The organism is Photobacterium sp. (assembly GCF_057456235.1).
The window spans coordinates 25,403-52,393 of the sequence record NZ_JBVCPH010000014.1 but is presented as its reverse complement, the minus strand read 5'-3'; the positions used below and the strand labels follow the sequence as shown (position 1 = coordinate 52,393).

At 41.8% G+C, this 26,991-nt stretch carries 21 protein-coding genes; 12 read left to right on the top strand and 9 right to left on the bottom strand.

Features of this window, described 5'->3' with window-relative positions:
• Positions 1-120: 120 nt before the first annotated feature.
• The 4 genes from AC2204_RS15355 to fabB form a co-directional block, all read right to left on the bottom strand.
• Positions 121-4,152: a FimV/HubP family polar landmark protein gene (locus tag AC2204_RS15355; protein ID WP_318926559.1), complete on the bottom strand. Its 4,032-nt coding sequence runs from the start codon at positions 4,150-4,152 to the stop codon at positions 121-123.
• Between the two features lie 330 nt (positions 4,153-4,482).
• On the bottom strand, positions 4,483-5,496 hold the full coding sequence (locus AC2204_RS15350; protein ID WP_318926558.1) for an aspartate-semialdehyde dehydrogenase: 1,014 nt from the start codon (positions 5,494-5,496) through the stop codon (positions 4,483-4,485).
• A complete protein-coding gene (locus AC2204_RS15345; RefSeq protein ID WP_318926557.1) occupies positions 5,493-6,668 on the bottom strand; it encodes a 4-phosphoerythronate dehydrogenase in 1,176 nt (391 codons plus the stop codon). The genes AC2204_RS15350 and AC2204_RS15345 overlap by 4 nt, the downstream gene beginning before the upstream one ends.
• A gap of 493 nt (positions 6,669-7,161) precedes the next feature.
• Positions 7,162-8,376: a beta-ketoacyl-ACP synthase I gene (fabB, locus tag AC2204_RS15340; protein WP_318926556.1), complete on the bottom strand. Its 1,215-nt coding sequence runs from the start codon at positions 8,374-8,376 to the stop codon at positions 7,162-7,164.
• Between the two features lie 228 nt (positions 8,377-8,604).
• Between fabB and mnmC the strand changes: the two genes are divergently transcribed.
• Positions 8,605-10,626, top strand: coding sequence for a bifunctional tRNA (5-methylaminomethyl-2-thiouridine)(34)-methyltransferase MnmC2/FAD-dependent 5-carboxymethylaminomethyl-2-thiouridine(34) oxidoreductase MnmC1 (mnmC, locus tag AC2204_RS15335; protein ID WP_318926555.1), 2,022 nt, complete (start codon positions 8,605-8,607; stop codon positions 10,624-10,626).
• Positions 10,627-10,648: 22 nt separating this feature from the next.
• Here mnmC and AC2204_RS15330 read toward each other — a convergent pair whose 3' ends face one another.
• Both AC2204_RS15330 and AC2204_RS15325 read right to left on the bottom strand, forming a co-directional pair.
• Positions 10,649-10,972 carry a hypothetical protein gene (locus AC2204_RS15330; protein WP_318926554.1) on the bottom strand — a complete coding sequence of 108 codons (324 nt, stop codon included), beginning with the start codon at positions 10,970-10,972 and terminating at the stop codon, positions 10,649-10,651.
• Positions 10,973-11,142: 170 nt separating this feature from the next.
• Positions 11,143-12,504, bottom strand: coding sequence for an MBL fold metallo-hydrolase (locus tag AC2204_RS15325; RefSeq protein WP_318926553.1), 1,362 nt, complete (start codon positions 12,502-12,504; stop codon positions 11,143-11,145).
• 428 nt (positions 12,505-12,932) lie between these two features.
• Here AC2204_RS15325 and wecA point away from each other — a divergent pair, with 428 nt between their 5' ends.
• The 10 genes from wecA (at position 12,933) to AC2204_RS15275 (ending at position 22,918) form a co-directional block, all read left to right on the top strand.
• Complete coding sequence (wecA, locus tag AC2204_RS15320) at positions 12,933-13,991, top strand: UDP-N-acetylglucosamine--undecaprenyl-phosphate N-acetylglucosaminephosphotransferase (protein ID WP_318926552.1); 1,059 nt, start codon at positions 12,933-12,935, stop codon at positions 13,989-13,991.
• A gap of 102 nt (positions 13,992-14,093) precedes the next feature.
• A complete protein-coding gene (locus AC2204_RS15315; RefSeq protein WP_318926551.1) occupies positions 14,094-15,203 on the top strand; it encodes a Wzz/FepE/Etk N-terminal domain-containing protein in 1,110 nt (369 codons plus the stop codon).
• Positions 15,204-15,274: 71 nt separating this feature from the next.
• Complete coding sequence (locus tag AC2204_RS15310; protein WP_318926550.1) at positions 15,275-16,210, top strand: glycosyltransferase; 936 nt, start codon at positions 15,275-15,277, stop codon at positions 16,208-16,210.
• A complete protein-coding gene (locus AC2204_RS15305; protein ID WP_318926549.1) occupies positions 16,188-17,339 on the top strand; it encodes a glycosyltransferase family protein in 1,152 nt (383 codons plus the stop codon). Before AC2204_RS15310 ends, AC2204_RS15305 begins: the two co-directional genes overlap by 23 nt.
• Before the next feature lie 3 nt (positions 17,340-17,342).
• Positions 17,343-18,437 carry an EpsG family protein gene (locus tag AC2204_RS15300; protein ID WP_318926548.1) on the top strand — a complete coding sequence of 365 codons (1,095 nt, stop codon included), beginning with the start codon at positions 17,343-17,345 and terminating at the stop codon, positions 18,435-18,437.
• A 19-nt stretch (positions 18,438-18,456) separates the two neighbouring features.
• On the top strand, positions 18,457-19,521 hold the full coding sequence (gene rfbB, locus AC2204_RS15295; protein WP_318926547.1) for a dTDP-glucose 4,6-dehydratase: 1,065 nt from the start codon (positions 18,457-18,459) through the stop codon (positions 19,519-19,521).
• Positions 19,522-19,524: 3 nt separating this feature from the next.
• On the top strand, positions 19,525-20,436 hold the full coding sequence (rfbA, locus tag AC2204_RS15290) for a glucose-1-phosphate thymidylyltransferase RfbA (RefSeq protein ID WP_318926546.1): 912 nt from the start codon (positions 19,525-19,527) through the stop codon (positions 20,434-20,436).
• The gene (gene rfbD, locus AC2204_RS15285) at positions 20,433-21,305 is read left to right on the top strand and encodes a dTDP-4-dehydrorhamnose reductase (RefSeq protein ID WP_318926545.1); all 873 of its coding nucleotides are present in this window, start codon (positions 20,433-20,435) and stop codon (positions 21,303-21,305) included. The genes rfbA and rfbD overlap by 4 nt, the downstream gene beginning before the upstream one ends.
• 21 nt (positions 21,306-21,326) lie before the next feature.
• Positions 21,327-21,866: a dTDP-4-dehydrorhamnose 3,5-epimerase gene (gene rfbC / locus AC2204_RS15280; RefSeq protein ID WP_318926544.1), complete on the top strand. Its 540-nt coding sequence runs from the start codon at positions 21,327-21,329 to the stop codon at positions 21,864-21,866.
• Positions 21,863-22,918 carry a DUF1972 domain-containing protein gene (locus AC2204_RS15275; RefSeq protein ID WP_318926543.1) on the top strand — a complete coding sequence of 352 codons (1,056 nt, stop codon included), beginning with the start codon at positions 21,863-21,865 and terminating at the stop codon, positions 22,916-22,918. The genes rfbC and AC2204_RS15275 overlap by 4 nt, the downstream gene beginning before the upstream one ends.
• Positions 22,919-22,996: 78 nt before the next feature.
• Here AC2204_RS15275 and AC2204_RS15270 read toward each other — a convergent pair whose 3' ends face one another.
• Positions 22,997-24,076 carry a glycosyltransferase family 4 protein gene (locus tag AC2204_RS15270; protein WP_318926542.1) on the bottom strand — a complete coding sequence of 360 codons (1,080 nt, stop codon included), beginning with the start codon at positions 24,074-24,076 and terminating at the stop codon, positions 22,997-22,999.
• Positions 24,057-25,298, bottom strand: a complete 1,242-nt coding sequence (locus AC2204_RS15265; protein ID WP_318926541.1) for an oligosaccharide flippase family protein — start codon at positions 25,296-25,298, stop codon at positions 24,057-24,059. The genes AC2204_RS15270 and AC2204_RS15265 overlap by 20 nt, the downstream gene beginning before the upstream one ends.
• 389 nt (positions 25,299-25,687) lie before the next feature.
• Here AC2204_RS15265 and AC2204_RS15260 point away from each other — a divergent pair, with 389 nt between their 5' ends.
• Positions 25,688-25,843 (top strand): hypothetical protein, encoded by a 156-nt coding sequence (locus tag AC2204_RS15260; protein ID WP_318926540.1) that lies wholly within the window; start codon positions 25,688-25,690, stop codon positions 25,841-25,843.
• A gap of 88 nt (positions 25,844-25,931) precedes the next feature.
• Here the strand turns inward: AC2204_RS15260 and galE are convergent, their stop codons facing one another.
• The gene (galE, locus tag AC2204_RS15255) at positions 25,932-26,948 is read right to left on the bottom strand and encodes a UDP-glucose 4-epimerase GalE (protein ID WP_318926539.1); all 1,017 of its coding nucleotides are present in this window, start codon (positions 26,946-26,948) and stop codon (positions 25,932-25,934) included.
• Positions 26,949-26,991: the final 43 nt, after the last annotated feature.

Genomic DNA, 26,991 nt, shown 5'->3' with positions numbered 1-26,991 from the left:
AATTTAATTCGTTCTCAGAGCGGCGCATGGCCAATATCAAAAGGGGGATTATAAGGAATAGAGTGTGGGAAAAGAACCCCCCAGACGCTTGATACGCCGTCTAAGGGGATATTCGTGGGATTATCTCATGTATTGCGTCAGTAAGCTCTTCGCTTCACGTTGGCTGCCTGCATCGCCACCGGCAGTGACTTCTTCCAGCAGAGCAATCGCACCATCGGCATCATTCATCTCGATATAAGCCTTGGCTAAATCTAACTTGCTGGCGAATTCACCTTGGTTATCAACATCAAAAGATTTAATGTCAGTCAGTACATCCGGAAACTCGTCTAAGCCGACCTCTAAGTTCAACGGTGCGGTATCCAAATCGAGCGAATTATTCAGCTCATCGTCCTTCATCAGCTCTTCAATACTGATATAGGGAGAACTAGCTGACTCCTCTTCTTGCAGTAATTCACTGGCACCTTCATCGAGCAGTAAAGACGATTCTTCCGCTTCTGCAAGTAGAGCTTCAGGATCAAACGCATCGACGTCTTCAACCTGCATATATGGCTGTTCAGACCAATTTTCACTTTCGAGTTCAGGTTCCGGTGTTGACGCCGCCCAAATTGCACTATCTTCTTCTGACATAACAAGATCGGTATCGGCCTCGTCATTATAATCAGCAGGTTCTTGAGACAATAAACGCTCACGCTCGTCCACATCTAAACCTTGCTCACCGGGCAGATGTAAGTCTTGTTCAACGTCGGGTTCCGATACTCGTACGCCGGTTGGCTCAGCTTGCTCGTCTAAGTCAGATGGTTCGTCTAAATCAGGTTGCTCAGCTGAACTTGGCTGCTCTGATACCGACGTCATATTCTGCGCCGGCTCTGCTGGAGCTTCAGGCTCTGCTTCAACTTCAAACATTGAATCAGGCTCAGTCAGCAACGCCGCCATGTCCAGCCCTGCGGACTCAACCAGAGCCTCATCAAACATATCAGCCGGTGCTGGCTGTGCTTGAGCGGGTAACGGGCGGGGGGTGTACTGTTCTTTCAGTCCTTGTTCAAGCTCATACTGTTCCAGTTCATGCTGCTCTTCAAAGGAGGCTTGCAACGCTTCATTTTCACTGAACTCAGGCAAGGTTGCTGGATCGATAGCTGCAAACTCAAATTTCTCAGCACTTAACTCTTCAGGTTGTAACGCCGGAGCCTGCGGTGCCTCTTCAATAAGCTCACTCGCTTGCTGAGGCTTATCGGTAGCCTCAACCGCTTGCTGCAGCTGCTTAACCATATTATCTAAAGCCGCTTGCTCTTCGTCTTCAGAAAGCGGAGATAACGCTTCTTCTGCGGCATCAGCCTCCGGATCGTTGAACGCTGCTTCTTCATCAAACTCAGGAAGGTCATCTAAAGACAGAGATTCCCCAATATCAGAGCCTATCGGCGGTAAATCCTGGAGCTGACTGGGATCCAATCCAACTTCTGCCAGAGCCGTATCTTCATCGAAGACCGGAAACTCGTCTAAATCAAGAGTTGTCGGCTCGGGGTCGATAACGGGCTTATCGAAGGCCGGATTATTAACGGTTTCAAACAGCTCATCAACACTGCGCTCTAAATCCTGAATATCATCGTTCTCAGGCTCATCAAGCAAGCTTTCAACATCAGTCACCAGCGAATCGATACTGTCTTGGTCTTCTGCCATTAAGCCAGGCTCAGGGGCCGGTGTTAATGCCGGTTGCAAAGCCGGTTCATCGCCATCCGTGGGTTCTATATTCTCTGGTTGCGGTGTCAACTCATCATGAGGCTGAGTCTCTAGCGCTTCATTGAGGATGGCGTCGAAAGCTGCCGCCGGATCCTCTTGCGAAGGAAAGTCAGCATCCATTTCATCGGCAACGCTTCCTGGCTCACCAACCGAGGCTTCAACCCGATTGGCTGAGCTGTCGCTATCAACAGATTCAAATTCAGGATCTGTCTGTTTTGCAAGGCCAGGAGCCTCAGTACCATCGGCTACGGCAGAACTGACCACATCCGAAATCAGGTGATCGTCCAGAATATCATCCAGCAAATCAGTACTGTTTTCTTCAATAACCAGATTATCAATGTCTACCAGCTCATCATCCGGTTCTGGCGCAACATTGAGCTCCGGCGGGTCACTTTCAAACTCATCGTCTGCCTCATCAAGCAGCTCATCAAGTAATGCCGTGCTGTTTTCGTCTATCGATATAGCCGAGTTCAGAATGCTGTCGTCTTCAGCTTCAAGCAACTCATCCAGCAAGGCTGTGCTGTTTTCTTCGAGATCTATGTCACTCGATAGCTCATCAGCGTCAATGATTTCATCAAGTAATTCGACACTGCCTTCTTTAAAAACCGTGTCTTGCTCCGGGAGCTCTGCCTCTTTTTGCTCAGCGAAATAAACAGCTTCATCGACAACCGTTGGATTTGCCAGTTCAGCCGCTTCTGCAAGAGCTTGATCTACCGCAGCCTGTTGAACGATATCGTCAGCTGAGTTTGTATTTTCAAGGGCGCGGTCTTGAGGGGTATCGGTAGTGTCAGGCGCTTTGGCAAAAGAGTCAGCCCCTGTTAACTCCGGCGACTCTGAACTCAACGAGTCGAACAACGTATCAAGCTCATCTTGTCCTGCGACTTCATTTTCAACTTCTGACAACAGATCATCAAGAATCGACTGATCAAGCAGCCCCTCGTCAATGCCGCCATTGGTCAGGAGTTCATCATCAAAAGTACTGTTCGCTTCATCTGAAGAGAGATCAAAATTCTGCTCATTGGCATCTTGTTCTTGCAACGACTGCTCCCACATGGCAGCCAAGGCTTCATCTGAATTTTGATCGGATGATTGCTCCATCAAATCTAACGCCCGCTCCATATCTTGCAGGCCAATCGCTTCCTCATTACCTTTAACAGAGATACTGCTCAATGAAAGATCGCTATGGATATCAAAGTCATCATCGCTATTGAATGAAAGATCCAGACTTTGAGCATCACCTGCTGCATGCCCTATCTCCACTCCTGAATCCGGAGCAAATAAACTGTCTTCCGGATCATCAAACAACGCGCTCTCATCACTGGCGAATAAATCGTCGATATCGTTATCATCGCTCAGCGTCAAATCCGGAGTCTCATCATCCTCGCCAGTCGGCGGTGCCACCATAACCGGCCCATTAGCCTCCGGAGCATCGAGTGACTTAACATCATCCAAAGCCGGCTCTGTTTTCTTACGGCCAAACAAAAGAAACGCGATGGCACCGGCAATCAGGGTGCCGGGTATTAGCGCCAGTGCCGCTAAAATCCATGGGTTAGCGATTGCGCCGTCGACCCAAGAAGGCTCTTCAACCACAGGTTGTTGCGGCTGGGTTTTCTGCTGTTCCAGGAAACCAATGATTTCACCACGCAACTCTTCATCATCGGTGATCTGATCTTTAAGCGCGGCAACCTCATGGCGCATTTCTGCCAGGCGAACCCGTAGCAAGTGATTGCTTTCCAGTAGCTTCGTCATCTGAACGTCAGATGCATCTAATTGCTCTTGCAGCTCTGGAGAGGCTTTCAACGGTTTAGCCGGAATTCCCCCTCCAGCCGCACTCTTGCTCGGCGTGACCGTTTCTTCGCTCGCTGTTTCGGGCTTAGCTAACGGAGTGACAACAACCGGGGGTTTCGCCTTGGCCACTTTTTGGGGTGACGAATTTGCTGAAGCCTTGGGTGCAGGCTTGGACGTTGAGGGGACGGCAGTACTGCGGGCCTGTCGCCGCTGGTCGATCTCTAAGCGACGCTTAACACTCTCGATATCTTCACGCTGAATTTGAGCCATTGTCGGCATTCTCAGCTGGCTTCCCGGGATCAAGCCATGGACATTATTATTCTCAAACGCTCGCGGGTTAGCTCGATGGATCGCACCGATAACCTGATAAACAGAGACTGACGGACTGGGACGATAACGAGATGAAATCGACCACAAGGTTTCATTATCCCTTGTTGGTCCATATTGATTAACGGACCCCGTATTGGATACAGCCCCGGTCTGGTTAGTGTTTCGGTAGCGGTCAGAAACGGCAACAGGCTGATCATCATCAGCCGGGCCAAGAATGCGGACAGTATTAGCATGAACCTGCATCGGTACTAAGAAGGCTGCAGTTGCAAAAATGACCGGTAAAATTAAACGTTTCATCATATTAGATTGATTAGACACTGCCCGGGGCCCTCTCTGGCAGGATATGGAATGACATAAAATCGATTGGATAAATATCAACAAGGCTGTAAACACCGCAAAGGCTTATCCAATCGTATTTACTATATCGAACTGGTATGCAGAAGCTGTAGTCTGTTCACGAAAAACTGTGGTTTTATTAGCAAATAAGGGACAAGTATCAAAGTTCAGGCACCGAGATTATAAATCTCGATGCTAGAACCGGGAGACTAGGTACTAGAAACTCGAACCTCGATACTAGAAACTAGAAACTAGAAACTAGAAACTAGAAACTAGGCACTCGAATCTCGAACCTTACAAATACTCTGCGATCAGTTTTTCTGCAATCTGAACACTGTTAGTTGCTGCGCCTTTACGAACATTATCGGCAACAACCCACATATTCAGGCCGCAAGGATGGCTGATGTCTTCACGAATCCGAGCAACCATAACGTGATCTTTCCCCGTCGCATTATCTACCTGAGTTGGATAATCGCTACCGTGGAAGACTTCAATACCTTCGGCATTGTCAAGCAGGCCTATCGCCTCTTCGATATTGACAGGCTGACGGGTTTCAACATGCACGGCTTCAGCATGGCCATAAAAGACAGGAACCCGTACACAGGTCGGATTAACACGGATACTGTCGTCCCCGAAAATCTTCTGGGTTTCCCACACCATTTTCATTTCTTCTTTGGTGTAGCCGTTATCCATGAAGTCATCAATGTGCGGTAAGCAGTTGAACGCAATTTGCTTATCGTAAGCCTTGTTTTCAGCCGGCATTCCGTTAAGCAGCTTCGCGGTTTGTCCCGCCAGCTCGTCGATGCCTTTTTTGCCTGAACCGGATACTGACTGATACGTTGCCACATTAATGCGCTCAATACCGTAGGCGTCATGAATTGGCTTCAGTGCCACCAGCATCTGAATCGTTGAACAGTTAGGGTTAGCAATAATATTACGGTTACGATAATCAGCGATGGCATGCGGGTTTACCTCTGGCACTACCAGAGGAATATCGTGGTCATAACGGAAATGGGATGTGTTATCGATCACGATGACCCCAGCGTCAGCGGCTATCGGTGCCCAGTGTTCAGATGCTTCAGCTCCAGCAGAGAAGAATGCAATCTGTACCTGGCTCCAGTCAAAGTCTTCAACATCTGTGATACGTTTCGATTTACCGTGGAAGCGCAATACTTTACCAGCGCCACGCTCGGTCGCCAGTAAATAAAGATTACGAACAGGAAAATTGCGTTCCTCCAGTATCTCTACTATCGTTCCACCTACAACGCCTGACGCGCCGAGTACTGCAATATCAAATTCCTGACTCATTGAGTTTCCTCTACTACTGTAAAACCTAATTTAGCCAGCGACTCTACCCCAAAGTTGGCCTTTCCTGCTACTGTAATCGCACTATATTCGCGTCGATCCCAGTAATTTTTTCTCATCTGATCAAAAGCCGCAGCCATTTGGCTATCATCGCCTGCTGTCAGGGTCATTTTTCGTCTAAACAGAGCATCATCTTTGCGGATGTCATAAATCAGCTGGATCAACATAAACAGATCCGCTTCATCCCAGGGTTTGCTCAAGCGAACATAGGGCACGGGGGCTACCGGCAACAGGCTTGAAGCTGCAACCTGCCGCGTAAGATTGAGCGATTGACAAAAACAGTTGTACACCATGGTGGTGCCGCGCGCTTTACCTTCCAAACCGTAGCCTGCAATATGAGGCGTCGCAAAAGCCAGTAATGGCAACAACTCCAAATCGACTAACGGCTCTTTCTCAAACACGTCCAGCACCGCTGTCAGTACTTTATTCTGGCCAGATTGCGCTTGCTGCAACGCAACTTTCAACGCCTGATTATCAACAACGGGGCCGCGGGCCGCGTTAATAAGAATGGCATCGGGTGCAAGCTTGGCCAAAAAGGCTTCATCGACTAAATGATACGTCGGGAAATCACCGTCACGGGTGATCGGAGTATGCAAGGAGATCACATCACACTGGGCCAGGAGTGTTTCCAGGGAATGAAAAGTACGGCTATCCCCTTGCTGCTTTTTCAATGGATCATTTAACAAATAACGAATACCCAGCGCATCAAGACATTGTGCTAAATAGCTGCCGACATTGCCGGCCCCGATAATACCGATCGTTTTATCGAAAATAGAAAAGCCCTGCTGCTGACCTAATACCATCAAGCAGCTTAACACGTACTCAGCGACCCCGACTTTGTTGCAACCGGGCGCTGCCGTGAAGGCAATACCACGTTCAGCCAGTAATTGTTGATCAACATGATCGTACCCAGCCGTTGCGGTACCTATAAATTTCAACTTATCGGCTTTTGCCAGTAATGCTTCATTAACGGCGGTTACCGAACGGATCATCAGGGCGTCAATACCGACTAAATCGCCAGCCGATAAAGTACGGCCAGGCTTGGCAATCACTTCCCCAAGCTGGCCGAACAATTCTGGCGCATAGGGCATGTTTTCATCGACAAGAATTTTCATTTTTTCTCCGGGGGAAAGGAAAGCGCTCAGAAGCCAAAGGAACTAAATACTAGGTACTCGAAACTCGAAACTCGAAACTAGTATCTTATGTCTAACGCCTTACGTCTAGCACCTAGCACCTAGCGTCTAGCACCTTTCTTCAGACATAAAAAAACCCGGCACAGGGCCGGGTAAAAAATCCAGGTAAAAAGCATCAGCATCTGGGTATAGACACCTTCTATAAAAGAAAATACTATTCACAAAAGCTGATGTTGCGTCTGTTTACTGGCACTGGCAACAGAAAACCAATCATTAAGATGCCTCCGCTAAAAGTCGTCCATTTGATTGGATCTCCTAGCCAGTGCCGTTCCTGGAAAAAGACAAAAGAAGTTTTCAGGAGCGAGTGTAAAGTGTCAAGTTACTCACGAGAGTTTCGAGTAGCGCGTTGCTAGAATTCCGAAACGCACTCCTCGCTTCTCCTTACCCACTTATCGTCACTCGCTCCTGATGGTTTTTAACCTTCGTATTTCTTAATCACGAGTGTCGCATTGGTGCCACCGAAACCGAAGCTGTTAGACATAACCGTCTTCAGTTCTTGCTCACGCGTTTCAGTTACGATATCCAGACCTTCTGCTGCCGGATCTAGATTGTCGATGTTAATACTTGGCGCAACAAAGTTATTATTCAGCATCAAGGTTGAATAGATGGCTTCGTGTACACCGGCAGCACCCAGCGCATGACCGGTCATTGCTTTGGTCGCAGAGATTGCCGGGCTGTTCTTTCCGAACAACTCCTGAATGGCACCTAATTCTTTAACATCGCCAACTGGCGTAGACGTGCCGTGGGTATTGATATAATCCACTGGCGCATCAAGATCTTTCATCGCCATCTTCATACAACGGACGGCACCTTCGCCTGATGGCGCAACCATATCGTAGCCATCAGAGGTTGCACCATAACCTACGATTTCACCGTAAATTTTCGCACCACGTGCTAGCGCATGTTCCAACTCTTCAACCACCAGCATGCCGCCGCCGCCAGAAATCACAAAACCGTCACGATCGGCATCATAAGTACGAGATGCTTTTGTCGGATCATCATTATATTTGGTTGATAGTGCGCCCATCGCATCGAACATCATTGTCAGTGTCCAATCGAGCTCTTCACCGCCACCAGCAAAGACAACGTCTTGCTTGCCAAGCTGGATCAATTCAACAGCATGGCCGATACAGTGTGCCGATGTCGCACATGCTGAACTCATGGTGTAGTTCACGCCACGAATTTTAAATGGCGTAGCAAGGCAGGCTGAAACGGTTGATGACATAGTACGAGGTACCATGTAAGGGCCAACACGCTTGACCCCTTTTTCGCGCAGAATATCAACGGCTGCCGCTTGGTTATGCGATGACGCACCACCCGAACCTGCCACCAGGCCAGTCCGGTCATTAGATACCTGATCGTCGGTTAAACCCGAATCTTCAATGGCTTGTTCCATCGACAAATATGCAAATGCGGCGGCATCACCCATGAAACGCATCTTTTTACGATCGATGTGCTCAGCCGGATTCATTTTCAAATCACCCCAAACATTGCTACGCAATTTCTTTTCTGCGAACTGTTCAGAGAAGCTAATCCCAGACTTACCACTTTTTAGAGAGGCCAACACCTCTTTAACGTCGTTACCAATGCTGGATACGATACCCATGCCTGTAATTACGGCTCGTTTCATGATGAATTCCTACTGTCATTTAACGTTGTCAATATTAACGGGTTTACTAACAGAAAGTGGTCAGCTTTCCCTACAATCGGGTACAATCGCCACCAATTATTGATTAAGTATATCTCTAGAGCTGTTTAATTCGCCGCTATTTCTTTTAAGAACAATGAGAAAGTACCCTATTGAATAATAACCAGGCGCTACCTGGCGAAATAGCAATGAGATGAAATTATACCATTTATGAGGTTTCCCTTGTCTGACAAGCGTATCGAGCACGCCATTCTTGATTGGAATGAGGCCGGCACTCCAGTATCTAATAACTTTGACGATGTCTATTTTTCTAACACTAACGGGCTGGAAGAAACACGTTACGTCTTCTTGCAACAAAATGGACTGCCTGAACGCTGGGAAACACTTAATCGCCGCCGTTTTGTGATTGCCGAAACGGGCTTTGGGACTGGGCTGAATTTTCTCGCCGCATGGCAATGGTTCAAAGCCTTTCGCCAGGCAAACCCAAGCGCAACAACCAAAGAGCTGCATTTCATCAGCTTTGAGAAATTCCCGGTTACCCGAGATGACTTAATCAAGGCCCATCAGGCCTGGCCAGAGCTGGCTGATTTAGCAGAGCAACTGCATCCCCACTACCCGCCAGCTGTTGCCGACTGCCATCGAATTGTGCTGGAAGATGGGATGATCACCCTCGATCTGTGGTTTGGCGATATCAAAGACTGTCTACCGCAAGTCTGGACCAGTGATGACGGTATTGTTGATGCGTGGTTCTTGGATGGTTTCGCCCCCAGCAAAAATCCGGAAATGTGGAATCAGGAGCTTTTCAGCGGTATGGCAAAAATGGCGCGCCAAGATTGCACCACCGCAACCTTCACCGCTGCCGGTTTTGTTCGACGGGGTTTAGTTGAAGCCGGTTTTGAGATGGCTAAAGTGAAAGGTTTTGGCCATAAGCGAGAAATGCTGGCAGGAAAAATCACCAAACGCCAACACAAGGCAAACTTCAAGCCCTGGTACGCCCGTTCGGCCGCGACGAATCCGACAGATGTCGCGATCATTGGTGGCGGCATTGCATCGGCGGCCACGGCACTGGCTCTGGTTCGCCGAGGCATGAAGGTTACACTTTATTGTGCTGACTCGTTACCGGCAGAAGGTGCATCGGGGAACCGCCAGGGCGCAGTCTACCCATTATTGAATGGCTCAAACGATACCCTTTCCCGCTTCTTTGCACCGGCATTTTTTTATGCGCGTCAGTTTGTTGAACAGGCCGCGGTAAAAAGTGAATTTTCCCACGACTGGTGTGGGGTCACGCAACTGGCCTGGGATGAGAAAGCCGCTAAAAAATTAGATAAAATGCTGACAGGTGCCTTCCCGCCAGAGCTTGTTCATGGATTGAACACCGAGCAAACCGAGCAAAAGACCGGGGTTAAATCAGGCCATTCGAGTGTTCACTACCCGAAGGGGGGCTGGCTGTGTCCGCAAGAACTGACCCGCGCGTTGGTTACCCAGGCACAAGAAACCGGGCTGCTTATGATCCAAGTCGAAACAGATATTAGTCAACTGGGATCGGTAAACGATAAATGGCAACTCACCGATATCTCGGGTAACACCTTTAGCCATGACAGTGTCATTATTGCAAACGGTCATCGTTTTTCTGAATTTGAACAAGCGAAAGCGATCCCTGCCTATTCGGTGCGCGGACAGGTTAGCCATCTTCCAACCAACAGCACGTTATCAGAACTGAAAACGGTACTGTGTTATGACGGCTATCTCACACCGGAAAATAAAGCTACGCAGACCCATTGTATTGGTGCCAGCTATCGCCGCAACAGCGTTGACTTGGCGTTTAGCGAACAAGAGCATGATGATAACAAGCAGCGATTAGTCAACTGCCTGCCAAGTGTCGGGTGGCCGACCGAAGTCGACATTTCAGATAATGAGTTTCGGGCCGGTGTTCGCTGTGCCAGCCGCGATCATTTACCCTTTGTCGGCGATGTTTGCCGTTACCAGGCATTGATTGAGCAGTATGCCGACCTCAGAGATCAGCAAGACACCGCAGAGGCGGTGCCTGTTTATCAAAATTTATACTCGATCGTCGGTTTAGGCTCTCGGGGGTTAAGCTCCGCCCCGCTGCTGGGTGAACTGCTAGCTTCGCAGATCTGTGGTGATCCGCTCCCCTTGCCCCATGCCGTATTAGATGCTCTGCATCCCGGCCGTATGTGGGTTCGCCGCTTAGTGAGAGGCAAGCAGCTTTAACAGTTACGAGAAACTATATCCCCTATTCAACAGCCGCTGTAACCGGAGGGGCGGTATCATTTCCGCCACCGGAATCTGATACTGCAACCCCAATCACTACAGCCGCGACCCCCACCGCAAGCACTGTCGCCGTCAGGCCTCCCGCAGATGCCGCCAACGCGGTATCAATCCCTGCGGCAGCGCCTGTCGAACTGCTGGCAGCGGTTGTCACAGCATCAGTTGATGTCGTTGTGGATCCCGCCGAGGCAGATGAAGATGTGGACGGTTGAGTTGCTTGATCTTCCGCGGCAAAAACAGTACTAGAAAGCATCCCAGCCAAAAGCAACGTAATCGCAAAATTCTTCATAGCTTTTCTTTATTCCCCTAACTTATAACAACAATCTTCTATTATTGATATACAGATAAGTATAGGACAAGAATGACTATTTGGTGAAAAATGACAGTGGTTCTATGGTTCTTTTTTGCCCCTTTACCACAGGGCCGCGGCTCGCCCATCAAATGTTGAAGACACACCTTCTATTTCATCTCTGTTCCTGTTACTACCTCTGCTTCAGGCTTCACGGCTTTCAGCTTTTCCGCAAGAGCCCTTTGCGCCTCGCAATCACCGTGAATCACATGGATTTTTTTAGGCCCCAACTCGATACCATCGACAAATTTAAGCAAATCAGCTTGATCAGCATGAGCCGAATACCCCTCCATTTGATGGATCTTTGCTTTTACCTCAATGTCATTACCGTTGATCTTTACTTTTTCACGGCCTTGAATAAGTTCTCGCCCCAACGTTCCTCGGGCCTGATAGCCGACCAAAATCACATCCGTTCTGGCATCAGCTAACAAAGCTTCCAGATAATTAAGAATACGTCCGCCAGTGCACATTCCACTTGCGGCCACCACAATGGCGGGCTCTCCCGTTGTCTTTAAGCGATTAACCAAGGCTTGATGGTCAGCATGAGAATTGATGGTAATACATTGGGAAAATGAAAGCGGATGGCGACCTTGCTGATAGCGATCTTTCGCCTCTCTTGCCCAAAGCTGCTTAAATTCTCGATACTGTTGTGTGATTTCACCCGCCAAAGGAGAGTCGAGGATAATAGGAATTGATTCCCAGTTTACTACCTGATTACCGGGTACTGCTGTCGCAATAATATTTTCAATATCAAACAGCAGTTCTTGCGTTCGCCCTACACTAAAGGCCGGGATTAAAATGGTGCCACCGTCAGTGAACGAACGCTGAACAATTTCCTTTAGCTGTTGTTCACGAACGGACACCGAATTGTGTGCTGTATCCCCATAAGTACTTTCAATGATCAGGGTATCGACCTGTTGGGGAGATTGGGGATCCACTAACAACGGTGTATTACAGGGGCCTAAGTCTCCGGAAAAAACTACAACTTGGTTATCAGGCATTTTCATTTCGATATAGGCGGAGCCTAAAATATGACCAGCCGGCTGAAAGCGAATACTGACCACCTCACCGGATGGCAGTACCAGTTGCGCCCAGCAGTCATAAGGGATGGGGATAAGTTTCTTTTTTACCACACTGGTGAAATGTTCGCACTGTGACCGATTCAGACCTAATTGTATTTTCAGGCCATCTTCCAGCATTAAAGGCAGCAAGGCAGCCGTTGCTTCCGTCGCATAAATCGGGCCTTTATAACCTGCCGCCAGTAACCAGGGAATACGACCAACATGATCAATATGGCAATGCGTCAGTAACAACCCACGAATGTGACCGATAGAAAATTCGATATCAAAAGAACCGGTGTTTTCCGAACCTTGAAATAACCCACAATCGATAAGCAACCCATGCTCACCGACTAATACTTCATGACATGAGCCAGTAACACCTGTTCTGGCCCCATGATGAGTAATTTTCACCCTCGTACTCCCCCTGATTGTATCGATAGCGGGATGATGACAAAGCTTAGAAGATCGGTGGAAAAGTGAGCAGAAATGCTCGAGACATATCACGAAAATATCTGTGAGGTTTAACTTATAGGTACAGCCAATCAAAGAGATCCGCACCATTGGGAAAACAGAACAGCCAACGATAAATGAGCTAGTTCAATATGGCACTATGAAAGAAAAAGCTGACACAACCGAGATGAAAAGAAAATCAAGAATAACGACCAAAAACACAAAAAATAAAACATTAAATATCAGTAGATTGTGGATATATCAAGCAAACCGCAACCCCCGATAGCTGATTAAAGAAAATATTAAGCCCTATAATCTGAACTCAACTTTTTGAAAGCCGAAAAAATTGTTATACTTGCGCGCTGAATCCAAACTTTATGTACTGTCTGATGTTTTTTGACCTTTTCTTCGTTTTCTTTTCATCGTTTACAGCCTTATTTTTACTTCGTAAATTCGCCAGAAGAATTGGACTGGTAGATAAACCAAACGAGCGTAAGCATCATTCAGGGTCTGTCCCGCTCGTGGGTGGAATAGCTATATGTATTACATTAGCACAGTACCTCTATTACAACCCGACACTCCTCGCTGATTCAGGCCTCTATGCTTTCTGTATCATTGTCTTAACGACTGTCGGCGCACTTGATGATAAATTCGATGTGAGCTTTAAGCTAAGGTTTTTGATTCAGGGTGCTCTGTCGATTTGTATGATCTACTTTGCCGGTTTGGAATTGCAAACCCTCGGTAACATGATCGGATTTGGTGCAATCGACCTTGGAGTGTTTGGCTATTTTATAACAGTGCTTGCAGTCATTGGTGCCATCAACGCATTCAATATGGTTGATGGCATCGATGGATTGTTAGGCGGGCTTTCCATCGTGACCTTCGGAGGGTTGGCTTTAATGCTGACTTATGATGGTCAATCTGAACTTGCCTATATTTGTTTGGTCATCATTATCGCAATTGTGCCGTACATCCTTTTAAACCTTGGCGCTTTTGGGCGCAGGCGCAAGGTGTTCATGGGCGATGCCGGAAGCATGTTAATAGGCTTCACGGTCATCTGGATGCTGCTGCTTGCCAGTCAAAATGGTACAAAACCACCTCTACGGCCAGTCACGGCGCTATGGCTCATAGCAGTCCCTCTAATGGATATGGCGGCAATTATGATCCGCCGGGTTCGTCGAGGTGATTCACCGTTCAAGCCCGACCGTGAGCATTTACACCATATATTTCAACGATTAGGATTAAACTCTGTCCAGACATTGATTGCTATCTGTTCTATCGCAGCACTTTACGCGGGCTTTGGTATTTATGGTGAGATTAACAACATTCCAGAATATGCTATGTTCTGGCTGTTTATTGGATTTTTTGTGATTTACTTTGCACTACTTTCAAATGTTTGGCGAATTACGGCAGCATTAAAAAAACACGGCATATTGTTACAAAAATAATCAAAACGTATTGATCACAAAATAAGCTACTTGCGTGATAGGGGCACGCGAAACCCTAGGGCGGTAGCATTCACCATTATTAATAAATTAAGGACACCATAAGTGGATAAACCAGAAACCATCCCACCAACAGATATTAAAGGCCAAAATGTTATCGATAACCAGGTAAGCTTAAATGAACTAATATCATACATTTGGAAGCATAAAATTCTACTCGTAGTTACTACCTTTATCGTTACTTTGTTATCTGTTGTATATGCCTTCATGGCTGAAGAAACTTGGTCATCAAATGCTGTGATAATTGAACCACAGATTAGTAACTTCTCCAGTTATAGAAATCAAGTCAAAAAATATCAACCAATTTTTGACATATCTCAGGAAGATGGAACCATCCTAATCAGTAAAGAATTAGATGATTTAGTCAATCCGAGTCTATTATTCCAATCATTCCTATCTCAGTTTAATTCTAGTTCAAATAAGCAAAAATACCTTAATGGAAACAATGATTTTCTCAAAGTAAAGAATACCATTGAAAAAAATGATTTATATGAGGATAACGTAAGAAGGCTTTATACTTTATGGTATAAGAAATTGAATGCTGAACAACTCACTCAGAAAAACTTACATCAGCCTCTAACTATTAATGCTAGCGCAAATAATAGAGATAGTAGCTTTAACATGCTAAATGAATATATCAACTTTGTTACAAAAAAAAGTAATGCTATCGCATTCAATAACTTACACTCAGTTGTATCAAACAAAAAAAATGAACTTGAACAGCAAAAGTTAATCTTGCTTACTCAAGCAGGTAATCGCCTTGAGGTAGAAAAAGCCCGTACTAAGTACTCATTAAATATAGCCAGATCAGCAGGCGCAGTAAAACCTCTCTCTAACTTTGGCTCAGACGAATTGTTTTCAATTAACCTAGGCTCAGATGCTCTATCTGAAAAACTCAATTCACTAGAAAACATAAAAAACCTAAGCATTATTGAGCCTAAATTACAACAAGTAAATGCAAGACTTACTTTAATTACTCAGATGCCTATTGCTAATAAAGTAGAGTTTAAGCCATTTAGTTTTCTTCAAGACGTTGAAAAACCGTTAAATCGAAGCAACCCTAAACGCCCATTAATCGTTCTATTAGGCTTGATTTTTGGTTTTATCATTAGTGTCTTGGTTATTACGACAAAACATGCAATTAAAAATAAATAATTACAACTATGGCATAAACAAATAACCCATATATTTCTACTCCAAAAACAGATAAATACGCAGCTATAATTATGATTAAAACAATAGCATTAACCGTTACATACTCAAATAGACTAGAATATTTAATTCCTGTAATTGAAGAGCTCAATAAACAAAATTTTTCTGATATTATAATCATTTTTAATGGTTGCGAAAGCGCTGTTATCGATGAAATTAGAGTAATATCAAAAAACCTCAGCTCTGATTTTCATTTATTGCAAACCCCAACTAATGAAGGTTCTGCTGGTGGATTTCACAAAGGAATTAGATACGCAATCGAGTCAAATATTGATTATGAACGCTTGTTAATATTAGATGACGATAACTTAATTCCATCCAATTTAAGAAATGAACTTGAAGATATTTCACTAAATCAAGACGAAATATTATTTATTTCACGCAAAGATAGAAGAAACCTTGTTCAGGCAAGAGATGATGGAAATCCCTGTTTAAATATATCTACCCGTAATTCTTTTTTAGGGCATGATTTATTTAAGCGATTTATTCCATCATATGAAAATACTGAGAGTGACATCATTTGCGCTCCGTATAGCGGGTTAGTAATCTCAAAAGAAATTCTAAATAATGGTGTTTTACCTGACAAGAGCTACTATCTCTACGGAGATGACTATGAGTTTAGCTATCGGCTAGTCATCGATAATGGACTAAAAATAAGAGTCTACAACAAATCAGAAATAACAGATATGGAAACTAGCTTCCATATATCAAATAAAAAAAACAGTAAGTTAAGTAACAGGTACTTAGATGCAAATGATACAAGAATATATCATTCAGTAAAAAACCAAATTGTTTTTTCAAAGAAAAGAATAAATAATTACTTCATATTTTTAATAAATCTACTACTACTTACTCCACTATACTTAGTCACTTTTATTGCTAATAAAAAATATAAAAGTTCAATTGTCTTCATGAAAGGATTAAGAGATGGCTTACTTAAAAAACAATAGCATGAAATTGAATATTGTTGTAGCACCTTATCGTGACGCTTATTTTTACCATAACTACGGCCCAGCAGTCAGAGATCTTCAGTTTATTTTTGAGTTGGAAAAATTAGAACAAGTCAGCAAAATAACAATTATTAATAGACCAGTTTCAATACTAGAAAAAATTCTATTGAAAAAACCAATCAAGAAATTAATTACTACAGGTAAAATCAGTACTGTACACAATGTATCTAAAGATATTTTTGGTGCTATTAAAGGAAGAGCTTGGGCTCAAGATATATACTCAAGCGCCATCGAAAAGACACTCAAAGAGAATTATAACCAAAACAAAATTAATGTATTTCTAGATTTTTTACCAATCGGCACATTTGAAGCTAACTGTTTAAATGGTTGGTATTATTGGTACGATCTCATTGATAATTTTAAAAAACATAATCGATTTTCAGTCAATGAAAAAAAACTTGTGGACAGGAAGTATCAATTCGCTTCTAAATATTCGGATCTAATTACAGGTGTAACAGAAGCAAGTTTAGCTAGCTTTAATATTCAAGCAAAACAAGTGATATCGAATAAAGTATTCATTGACTCTACTCAAACTGATACTGACTTCACTACTAGTAATGATAAATATGATTTTGGCTTTATTGGATTTGTAACCGATAAGTTTGATTATGATATTGTATATAAGCTATCTCAGAACTATAAAATAGTAATTTATGGATCAATACTTGATAAAACAATGAAGAAGAAACTTAGCAATACTAATAATGTCACCTTAAAAGGCAAGTTTAAATACAGTGAAATTAGGCAATTGTGTACAACTTTTGACATTGGGTTGTTGCCTTATTTAATTAAAAAAAGTCATGATGGTTCACCTCTTAAACTTTATGAGTATATCAAATACAATAAGCCATGTATAACTTCAATAGACTATGAGATTAAAAATGATGACTTAATAGTTAACTACAACAAACAATCAGTCGATGTAAAGCTAATTGAAAAACTATTAAATATCACTGGCAATCCAAAGATATCCGAACAAATAAAGCCAGAATGGCTTCTGAAAAATAATTTGCACCATATTATTATGAATAATATTCAACACACCAATAAAACACAAAGTGTAGAATAAAAAATGGATAACATATTTTTTATTCTAATACTAATTTTAGGATTAATGTCCAGCTTGTACCGCGTCGAACATTCCTCCAGAATAATAACTCCGTTACTATTCGTTATTACTATTTCTTTTTTTATCGGTTTTCGATCGGAGTTTTCAGGTGTAGATACTCAAACATATATAAAAATATTCTATCAAGCAGTTGAGAGTAATGAGCTTGTTTTAAACTATGAACTGTTTTTCTCTTTAATTATTTACTTATCATCTCAATTTTTAAGCGTTGAGATGTATTTATTTTTCATTGCGTTTTTTTCATTTTTAGGATTATTAATAGCAGCCAGAATGTTAAACTTATCAAATGCTACTGTTTTTATAGTCGTGTTTTTAGCATTTCTTCCTGGGTTGGATTTAGTGACCAATGGCATAAGAAATGGTTTATCCTTAACTCTTGGATTACCATTTTTTGTCTATGCTATGATAGTAAATAAGTCGAAAAGACTTATTCCAAAATTAATTAATATTACACCCGTTTTTTTCCATTACTCTTACATCCCTATTTTTTTTATGGGATTTATTAGTAGGAAGTTAATTAATTATAAACTATCCATAATTCTAATACTTATTTCCATTGTATTTTTCACTACATGGATAATTATACCTGCTGATTTAATTCAGGGCATAGCAAGACCGTATACATCTCTACCAGATCCATTTGGTAAATTAGCTAGATACATTATATTAGAAAAACAAATAATGTCTGAAGGTGTAAAAGCTTATTTTTATGTTGTATCACTACTCTTGACACTAATCACAGCGATCCCTTTGTTGTCTCAACCTCATACGGCAAAAAAAGACGATAGATATAATAGATTGTTTTTTATATCTTCATTAGGTATAATGGTATATTCGTCTGTTTATTTTATGGGCTTTTCATACCGATTTATGTTTCTGTTCTATCCTATACAAATACTAGCTTTCACATATGTGTGGGATAAGTACGTAACAAATCAACTCACTCGTATTATAATAGTAGCGTTTATCATTCTCAATTTCTTGGTGACATATTCAACATCAACGTTTACAGAAATGGATCTACTATTCGTTTATTAAGTCAACTGGTTTTTTAACTATGAAAATTCTTGTAACTGGTGGGGCGGGATTTATTGGTTCTGCAGTCATTCGTCATATTATCAACAATACTAAAGACAGCGTAGTTAACATTGACAATCTAACTTATGCAGGCAACCTAGAATCTTTAGAAGAAGTTAGCCGTAATGCTCGTTATACTTTCGAACATGCTGATATCTGTAATGCTTCAGAAATGGCCAGAATCTTCTACGAACATAAACCAGATGTTGCAATGCATTTAGCTGCTGAAAGTCATGTTGACCGTTCTATCGATGGCCCAGCGGCATTTATCGAGACAAATATTCTTGGTACTTACACTTTGCTAGAAGTTGCTCGACAATACTGGAACGAACTTGAAAGCGAAGCTAAATCAGCATTCCGTTTTCACCATATCTCAACAGATGAAGTATACGGTGATCTCGAAGGTACTGATGATTTATTTACTGAACAGACACCTTATGCACCAAGCAGCCCTTATTCAGCCTCTAAAGCATCAAGTGATCATTTAGTTCGAGCTTGGCAACGTACTTATGGTTTTCCAACTATCGTAACTAACTGCTCGAACAATTATGGTCCTTACCACTTTCCCGAGAAGCTAATACCGCTAATGATTCTCAATGCTTTGGAGGGCAAATCCTTGCCGGTGTATGGTGACGGTATGCAAATCCGTGACTGGCTGTTTGTTGAAGATCATGCCAGAGCACTGTACACAGTTGTTACCAAAGGCGAAGTTGGCGAAACTTACAATATAGGTGGTCATAATGAGAAAGCCAATATAGAGGTCGTAAAAACCATTTGTAACCTACTTGAAGAACTAGCGCCAAATAAACCAAATGGTGTCACTTCATATCAAGACCTAATAACCTATGTAAAAGATCGTCCTGGCCATGATGTTCGCTATGCTATTGATGCTTCAAAAATTGATGCCGAACTGGGATGGAAACCAAAAGAGACTTTTGACTCAGGGATCAGAAAAACTGTTGAGTGGTACTTAAACAATGAAACATGGTGGAGCCGTGTACAAGATGGGTCATACAGTCGCGAACGTTTGGGAATGGAAGGGTAATAAATGAAAGGAATTATTCTTGCAGGAGGGTCAGGTACAAGACTTTACCCAATTACACGCGGTGTTTCTAAGCAACTATTGCCTGTATATGATAAACCGATGATCTATTATCCACTGTCTACACTCATGTTGGCAGGAATTCGTGACATTTTGATTATTACAACTCCTGAAGATAACGAAGCGTTCAAACGTTTACTTGGTGATGGTTCAGACTTCGGAATTAATCTTCAGTATGCTATTCAGCCAAAACCCGAAGGCCTTGCTCAAGCCTTTCTGATTGGTGAAGAATTCATCGGCAAGGATAGCTGTTGCTTGATCCTAGGAGATAATATTTTCTACGGACAATCTTTCTCTCGAACTTTACGTAATGCTGCAATGCGTGAACACGGAGCATCTGTTTTTGGTTATCACGTCAAAGATCCTGAACGTTTTGGTGTAGTTGAATTTGATGATGATTTCAGCGCCATTTCAATTGAAGAAAAACCAGTAACACCTAAATCAAATTGGGCTGTTACGGGACTCTATTTTTATGACAACCGAGTAATAGATTTGGCTAAAAAAGTGAAGCCATCAGCTCGCGGTGAACTAGAAATTACGACATTAAACCAAATGTACCTGGAAGCCGGTACACTCAATGTTGAACTATTGGGACGAGGTTTTGCTTGGCTGGATACTGGCACACATGAGAGCTTACATGAGGCATCTTCGTTTGTGCAAACCATTGAAAATGTTCAGGGATTAAAAGTAGCCTGCCTAGAGGAAGTTGCATGGCGAAATGGTTGGCTAACAGACAAACAAGTTCTAGAAGTAGCTCGGCCGATGTTAAAAAATGACTATGGCCAATATTTACAGTCGCTTGTTACGGAACAAAATTTACAGCTGACACTTAAAGTATCGGATGAGTCTCGAAAATGAAAGTTTTAATCACAGGCAGTTTAGGTCAGGTTGGCCAAAGCCTAGTGCAACAACTCAATGGTAAAGCTAATCTATTGGCAGTAGATCGCTCAGAACTTGATATCACAGATGAATTGGCAGTGAATGCAACTGTACTAGCCTTTTCTCCTGATGTAATAATTAATGCCGCAGCTCATACTGCAGTAGATCGTGCAGAAGAAGAAGTCGAGTTATCATATAAAATTAACCGCGATGGCCCTTCTTACCTCGCTCAAGCCGCTAACAAAGTTGGGGCCGCCATCTTACATATTTCTACTGATTATGTCTTTGCCGGCAATCGAGAAGGCCTCTACTGCGAAGAAGATGCAACCAACCCGCAAAGTGTTTACGGCCAAAGCAAACTTGCCGGAGAAGAAGCTGTAACTAAACACTGTTGCCGACATATTATCTTGCGTACTTCTTGGGTCTTTGGCGAACATGGGAATAATTTTGTAAAAACCATGCTCCGCTTAGGTCAAGAGCGAGATACTTTGGGTATTGTAGGTGATCAACTTGGTGGTCCTACATATGCATGTGACATTGCAGATGCATTGATCGTAATTGCAGAAAAGATTTGTCAAGGAGACACTGTTCGGTGGGGCGTTTACCACTACTCAGGACTACCAAACGTTAGCTGGTATGAGTTTGCCATAAAAATTTTCGAACAGGCAAAAGGAAAATCTGTCGTGGCTAACGTGCCATTGCTAAGCAGTATTTCGACAAGTCAATATCCAACGCCAGCCAAACGTCCGGAAAACTCTAAACTTAACACACAAAAAATAACCAATGAGTTTGGAATTCCTGCATCAGATTGGCAGAAAGCATTACAAAACATTCATCTATACGCTTAATTGTTTCAATTTGAGGCAAACATGAAAATATTAGATACCCGAATTCCTGACGTAAAAATTATCGAACCAACTGTTTTTGGTGATGAACGTGGTTTCTTTATAGAAACCTGGCAGCAACAAAAATTTAATGAATTAGTAGCTCCACGAACCTTTGTGCAAGATAACCATTCAAAATCAAAGCAAGGAATCTTGAGAGGATTGCACTATCAGACGGAAAACACTCAGGGAAAGTTAGTTCGTGTTGTTTCTGGTGAGGTGTATGATGTTGCAGTAGATATTCGTAAAAATTCTCCAACATATGGCCAGTGGGTTGGTGTCATTCTATCGGCTGAGAACAAACGTCAACTATGGGTACCTGAAGGCTTTGCTCATGGTTTTTATGTGACCAGCAAGGAAGCAGAGTTTGTTTATAAATGTACCGATTACTACAATCCGACAGCAGAGCATACGATCCTTTGGAAGGATAAATCGTTAGCAATTGAATGGCCGCTACTTGGAGAACCCTTACTATCAGCCAAGGATGAAGCCGGTGTCGCTTTTAAGGACACGGTAACACTGTGAAAAGAGTTACAATTGTAGGGATCGTTGGAATTCCTGCCTGTTACGGTGGCTTTGAATCATTAGTGGAAAACTTGACACAATTTGCTTCTGATGAAGTTACATATCAGGTTTTTTGCTCCACTAATGCATATCCAGAGAAAAAAAATAGTCATAATAACGCTGAGCTTATTTACTTACCTCTCAAGGCTAATGGTATACAAAGTATTCTTTATGATATCTTATCATTAGTAAGAAGCTGTTTTCTAAAGCCTGACGTAACCGTTATTTTAGGCGTCTCTGGTTGTATATTCTTGCCAATTTACCGTTTATTTTCTAAGTCCAAAGTTGTTACCAACATAGATGGGCTAGAGTGGAAAAGGGATAAATGGGGAAGTACGGCAAAAAAATTTCTTAAGTTCTCTGAAGCATTGGCTATAAAACACTCAGATGTCATTATTGCTGACAACCAAGCAATTGGAGACTATGTTACAAAAGAGTATGGCAAGAACAACCTGATCATTGCATATGGTGGTGATCATGTAATCCCTGCGACACCACCAGTAATAAAGCAAGATGATTACTTCTTATCTATATGCCGTATAGAGCCAGAAAATAATACTGCTATGATATTAGATGCTTTTGCTAAATTAGACCAAAAACTTAAGTTTGTGGGCAACTGGAATAGTAGTGAATATGGCCGACAATTAAAAGTCGAATATAGCAAATATCAAAATATAGAAATCATTGATCCTATCTATGATATTGAAAAGCTTTACCGTTTAAGAATGGGCTGTAAAGGCTATATCCATGGGCATTCGGCTGGCGGTACTAATCCCTCACTTGTTGAAGCAATGCATTTCTCTAAGCCGATATTTGCTTTTGATTGTAACTTCAACCGTCACAGTACAGAAAATGAAGCCATTTATTTTTCTAACTCATGGCAACTGACAAAACAAGTTGAAGAATGTGATAACACTGAAAAATCAACAATCAGTGCAGATAAAATGAAAGAAATTGCGATGCGGCGGTATACATGGAAAACCATAACTAAAGAATACGAATCAACCTATTAAAACATTTAGAAAGGTTAGAAAGGGTTCCCATGTTGGTAACCCTCTTCCATCTAATTGTAAAATCATCTTATCTCTGCACTATAGCATCCTAATATAGGATGCTAGTTTAGCATTACACTTATCTATAACCAACTCGCTTTTAATATATGAGATCGCGTTATCAGAAACTTGCTGTAAATTTCTCTTCTCACTAACCTCGCCAATCAATTTCAAAAATGATTCTGGTGTCTTATCATCAAAATAAAATCCAGAGTGATCTTTCACAATATATTGATTTACTCCACCATTATCTGTGGTAAGAATAACACAACCAGAAAGCGCGGCTTCTGCAGGGGTAAGGCCAAAACCTTCGACACGACTAGAACAAATGAAAAACTTATTATTATTATATATTTCATTAAGGTTATTTCGTGTCGGTTTGTGATTGTATTTTATATAATCAGGAAAATCAGTTGGCTTTTCGTACACACTAAAGCACTCAAAGCTATAGTTTTCTTTATCCGGTATTAACGCGATTGCATCTAATAGAATATCACATCCTTTCCTAATGTTTGGATGATACATAAATAAAAAACTTGTTTCTTTTCGGTTCTCAGGCCTATTTAACAGCTTAAAAATATCACTTTCAATTCCATTTGGTAGTAACAAATCAACCTGTCCTCCAACGTATTTTATCTTATCCTTTAAATAGTTACTTATTGTGATTATCTTAAAGTCTTTATTTGTATATGTACCATATACATCTTGGTCAGAAAAACTCCAATTTTCAAAATCTTGAACAAAGTAAATCTTTTTACAATACACCTTGTTTTTTTTACTTAAATATAAGTAAGTTTCTATTGATGTACATATCAACACATCAAAAGTTGACAAATAATCATAATCAAAGTCATCACTTACCATATGGTTAACTTTACAAGAAAACCCATACCAACGATGAAAGTTCAGATATTTCAGAATCAGTTTTTTTAAAAAGCCCAAACCAGAGTTAAATCTATCAAGTGTTACATCATTATTTGTAGGATACAATACTGATACATCAAAGCCTTCTGATGACAAATAATCAGCATATTGATAAACAATTTTATACCCTCCTACAGACTCCCTCCTCGGCCCAGGTAATATAAAACCGACTTTATTATTTGACTGAAAACTCATAACCGCCCTTTTTAGCTACCCAATACATACCAATAAGAATAATAACTTGTGAACTCACGGCTGCTGAAATAGTACCATAATCACTATAATAATAGGTAAGCATTGTTATCAAGGAAACATTTGAAATACCTCCAACTAAAATCACACGCGAAAAGTATTTATCTTGCCCCATATTCAGACCAATCTGAGTACCCAATAAATTATTTAAAAAAATCATTAAAGGGATAATTAGCATGAATTTCAAATAAAACATCAACTCATTTGCAACACTAGGAAATATCAAATTAATAAAATAATCACCAAACAATAAAAATATTCCATAGCCAGATGAATAAACAAAAACTGATAAGATCGATATCATGCTAATCAGTCTATTTATATCCTTACCTTCATGTACACGACGAGATACTTGTGGAAACAATACATTTGTAAATGGAGTTGTCAGCATTGCCGTTACTCTTACCAATCTTTCAGCTGTATTGAAAACAATAAAACTAGTTGGAGACAAAATTAGAGGCAATATAAAAACATTTGCATTACTAATTAGGGATGTGCTCAACTGAGAAATAAAGACACTATAGCCATCTTTAAGTATTGCTTTTATTTCATTAAGCTGTATTTCTTTTGATGGTTCACCATCAAAACTTCCTAATTCACTATACATTTCCCTGCACATAAGGAAATTTGAAATAAACACAGCAAGGGCATTGAGAATCAAATAATAATACGCAGTTTCATCGCCGTTAACCACAATAAAAACAAAACTCAAAACCGCAACCTTAGGTATAAGTCCCAGTCTTGTTATTGTTGAAAAGTTACCTTTCCCTTGAAAATACCAATTGAATTGAAAAACATAAGCGAACAACCATAATATTGATGAGAGTACAAACTCAATTTGAACATTAAAAATAGCAATTTCAATTATAAATAAAAATAGGCTAGAAAAAACAAATATGAAAAACTTTGTATATAATGCAGTCTTAACATAAGAATAACAATTACTTCTATTTTCAATAATCCTCGATATTTCTTTCGTTCCTTTTAAATCAAAACCATAATTGATAAACAACGCGAAAAACAAAACAGCTGATTGTAATATTATTAGTAATTGATATTGCTCTGGTGAAAGTAAATCAATCAAAAAAGGTATCAACAATAAAGGAAGTATAAAGTTACCAACTTGATATATAAACTGACTTGTGATTTTTTTAAGCTGTCCCAAATTTGCCTCATAAATTTTTATCGTAGTACCAAAATGATAATTTCAGGTTATCAATAATTGTTCAATTTATTGTTTGACGTAGTCAATGATATCAACATTAAATCAGATGCAACGAAAAATCACATACCATGCAAGATGATCATCTCATATTGCCAGATATTTTTACAGATAAATTTAAAACACCAATTGCCAAATGTGAGTAAGTAACAGTCCAAAATGAGCATTCTTACTTCTCAATCACTTGTGATAAGAATGTCTCCTCAAGTAACAACACTAATCTTTTTCGCTTAATGTCACCTTACAGCTCCATTTTTCAAAAATTTAAAGTTAGACGCCCATTTCACCACGCATTCTCTTTAAGACAAAATCTTGATATGGATCCTCTATAAGTGGACCTAAATCATATTGCTCAATCGCAGTTTTATTACTGGCAGATGAAAGTGACGCAAGTGCAGCAAAATACTGAGGGTGACATCGAGACACGCAGTGGTTACCTGATCTCCGCCATGAAGTTGCTGCCAAGTATCATCAAGGTCTTATCATGATCTGTATGTGTCCTGGTCATATACCGACTAATTTTTGGCAAAAAAAAGCGACGCCATAACAGCATCGCTTCTTCTTGATACGCATTGATTATTCTGATGGATAACCATTAGGATTCTGTGATTGCCAGCGCCATGTATCGGTGGTCATATCATCCAAGGTGCGAGTTGCTTGCCACTGTAACTCCGATTGTGCTTTTGATGGATCAGCCCAGCACTCGGCAATATCCCCCTCACGACGAGGGGCAATCTGATAAGCAACGTCAACACCGGAGGATTTAGAAAACGCCTCTACCATCTGCAAGACGCTGTATCCGTTACCTGTACCCAAATTATAAGTATGCAGGCCTGGTGCCTTACCTTTATGATTCAGGGCTGCCAGGTGGCCGTCAGCCAAGTCAACGACATGAATATAATCGCGTACACCGGTGCCATCGACGGTTGAATAATCGTTGCCGAACACTGCCAGAAACTCACGACGTCCAACGGCAACCTGTGAGATAAACGGCATCAGGTTATTCGGAATGCCTTGCGGATCTTCCCCCAACTCACCAGATTGATGCGAACCAACAGGGTTAAAGTAGCGTAATAGCGTCACACTCATTTCTGGGTGAGCTTTCTGAATGTCCGTCAAACACTCCTCAACCATCAGCTTACTCCGTCCATAGGGGTTCGTTGCACTGGTTGGAAAATCTTCTCGAATTGGCACAGAAGCCGGATCGCCATATACGGTAGCCGACGAACTGAAAATCAGGCTTTGCACACCCGCCGCAAGCATCGCCTCGACCAGTACCAGAGTACCGTGAACGTTATTGTCATAATACTTAAGTGGCATCGCGACCGACTCACCGACCGCCTTCAGGCCGGCAAAGTGGATAACAGCATCAAGACTATGCTCATTGAAAATCTTATCCAGTATTGCGCGATCTCGTATATCACCTTCATAAAAGGCGGGTTGAACACCCGTGAGTTTTTCTATACGTCCTAAAACAGATTTCTTACTGTTATAGAGGTTATCGAGAATAATGGGTATCATACCTGCTTCTATCATTTGTACGCATGTATGGCTACCTATGTAGCCCATCCCGCCTGTTACAAGTACTTTCATTATCAATTCTCTCTAATATTCAATAATCAGCCAGCGAACCGTC

Bases quoted from the DNA above. Each gene is read 5' to 3' on its own strand.
- AC2204_RS15355 (WP_318926559.1), bottom strand. From the start codon at position 4,152: ATGATGAAACGTTTAATTTTACCGGTCATTTTTGCAACTGCAGCCTTC.
- AC2204_RS15310 (WP_318926550.1), top strand. From the start codon at position 15,275: ATGATTAAAACAATAGCATTAACCGTTACATACTCAAATAGACTAGAA.
- galE (WP_318926539.1), bottom strand. From the start codon at position 26,948: ATGAAAGTACTTGTAACAGGCGGGATGGGCTACATAGGTAGCCATACA.
- AC2204_RS15330 (WP_318926554.1), bottom strand. From the start codon at position 10,972: ATGAAGAATTTTGCGATTACGTTGCTTTTGGCTGGGATGCTTTCTAGT.
- AC2204_RS15270 (WP_318926542.1), bottom strand. From the start codon at position 24,076: ATGAGTTTTCAGTCAAATAATAAAGTCGGTTTTATATTACCTGGGCCG.
- mnmC (WP_318926555.1), top strand. From the start codon at position 8,605: ATGAGGTTTCCCTTGTCTGACAAGCGTATCGAGCACGCCATTCTTGAT.
- rfbD (WP_318926545.1), top strand. From the start codon at position 20,433: ATGAAAGTTTTAATCACAGGCAGTTTAGGTCAGGTTGGCCAAAGCCTA.
- fabB (WP_318926556.1), bottom strand. From the start codon at position 8,376: ATGAAACGAGCCGTAATTACAGGCATGGGTATCGTATCCAGCATTGGT.
- rfbA (WP_318926546.1), top strand. From the start codon at position 19,525: ATGAAAGGAATTATTCTTGCAGGAGGGTCAGGTACAAGACTTTACCCA.
- AC2204_RS15305 (WP_318926549.1), top strand. From the start codon at position 16,188: ATGGCTTACTTAAAAAACAATAGCATGAAATTGAATATTGTTGTAGCA.
- AC2204_RS15345 (WP_318926557.1), bottom strand. From the start codon at position 6,668: ATGAAAATTCTTGTCGATGAAAACATGCCCTATGCGCCAGAATTGTTC.
- rfbC (WP_318926544.1), top strand. From the start codon at position 21,327: ATGAAAATATTAGATACCCGAATTCCTGACGTAAAAATTATCGAACCA.
- rfbB (WP_318926547.1), top strand. From the start codon at position 18,457: ATGAAAATTCTTGTAACTGGTGGGGCGGGATTTATTGGTTCTGCAGTC.
- wecA (WP_318926552.1), top strand. From the start codon at position 12,933: ATGTTTTTTGACCTTTTCTTCGTTTTCTTTTCATCGTTTACAGCCTTA.
- AC2204_RS15350 (WP_318926558.1), bottom strand. From the start codon at position 5,496: ATGAGTCAGGAATTTGATATTGCAGTACTCGGCGCGTCAGGCGTTGTA.
- AC2204_RS15300 (WP_318926548.1), top strand. From the start codon at position 17,343: ATGGATAACATATTTTTTATTCTAATACTAATTTTAGGATTAATGTCC.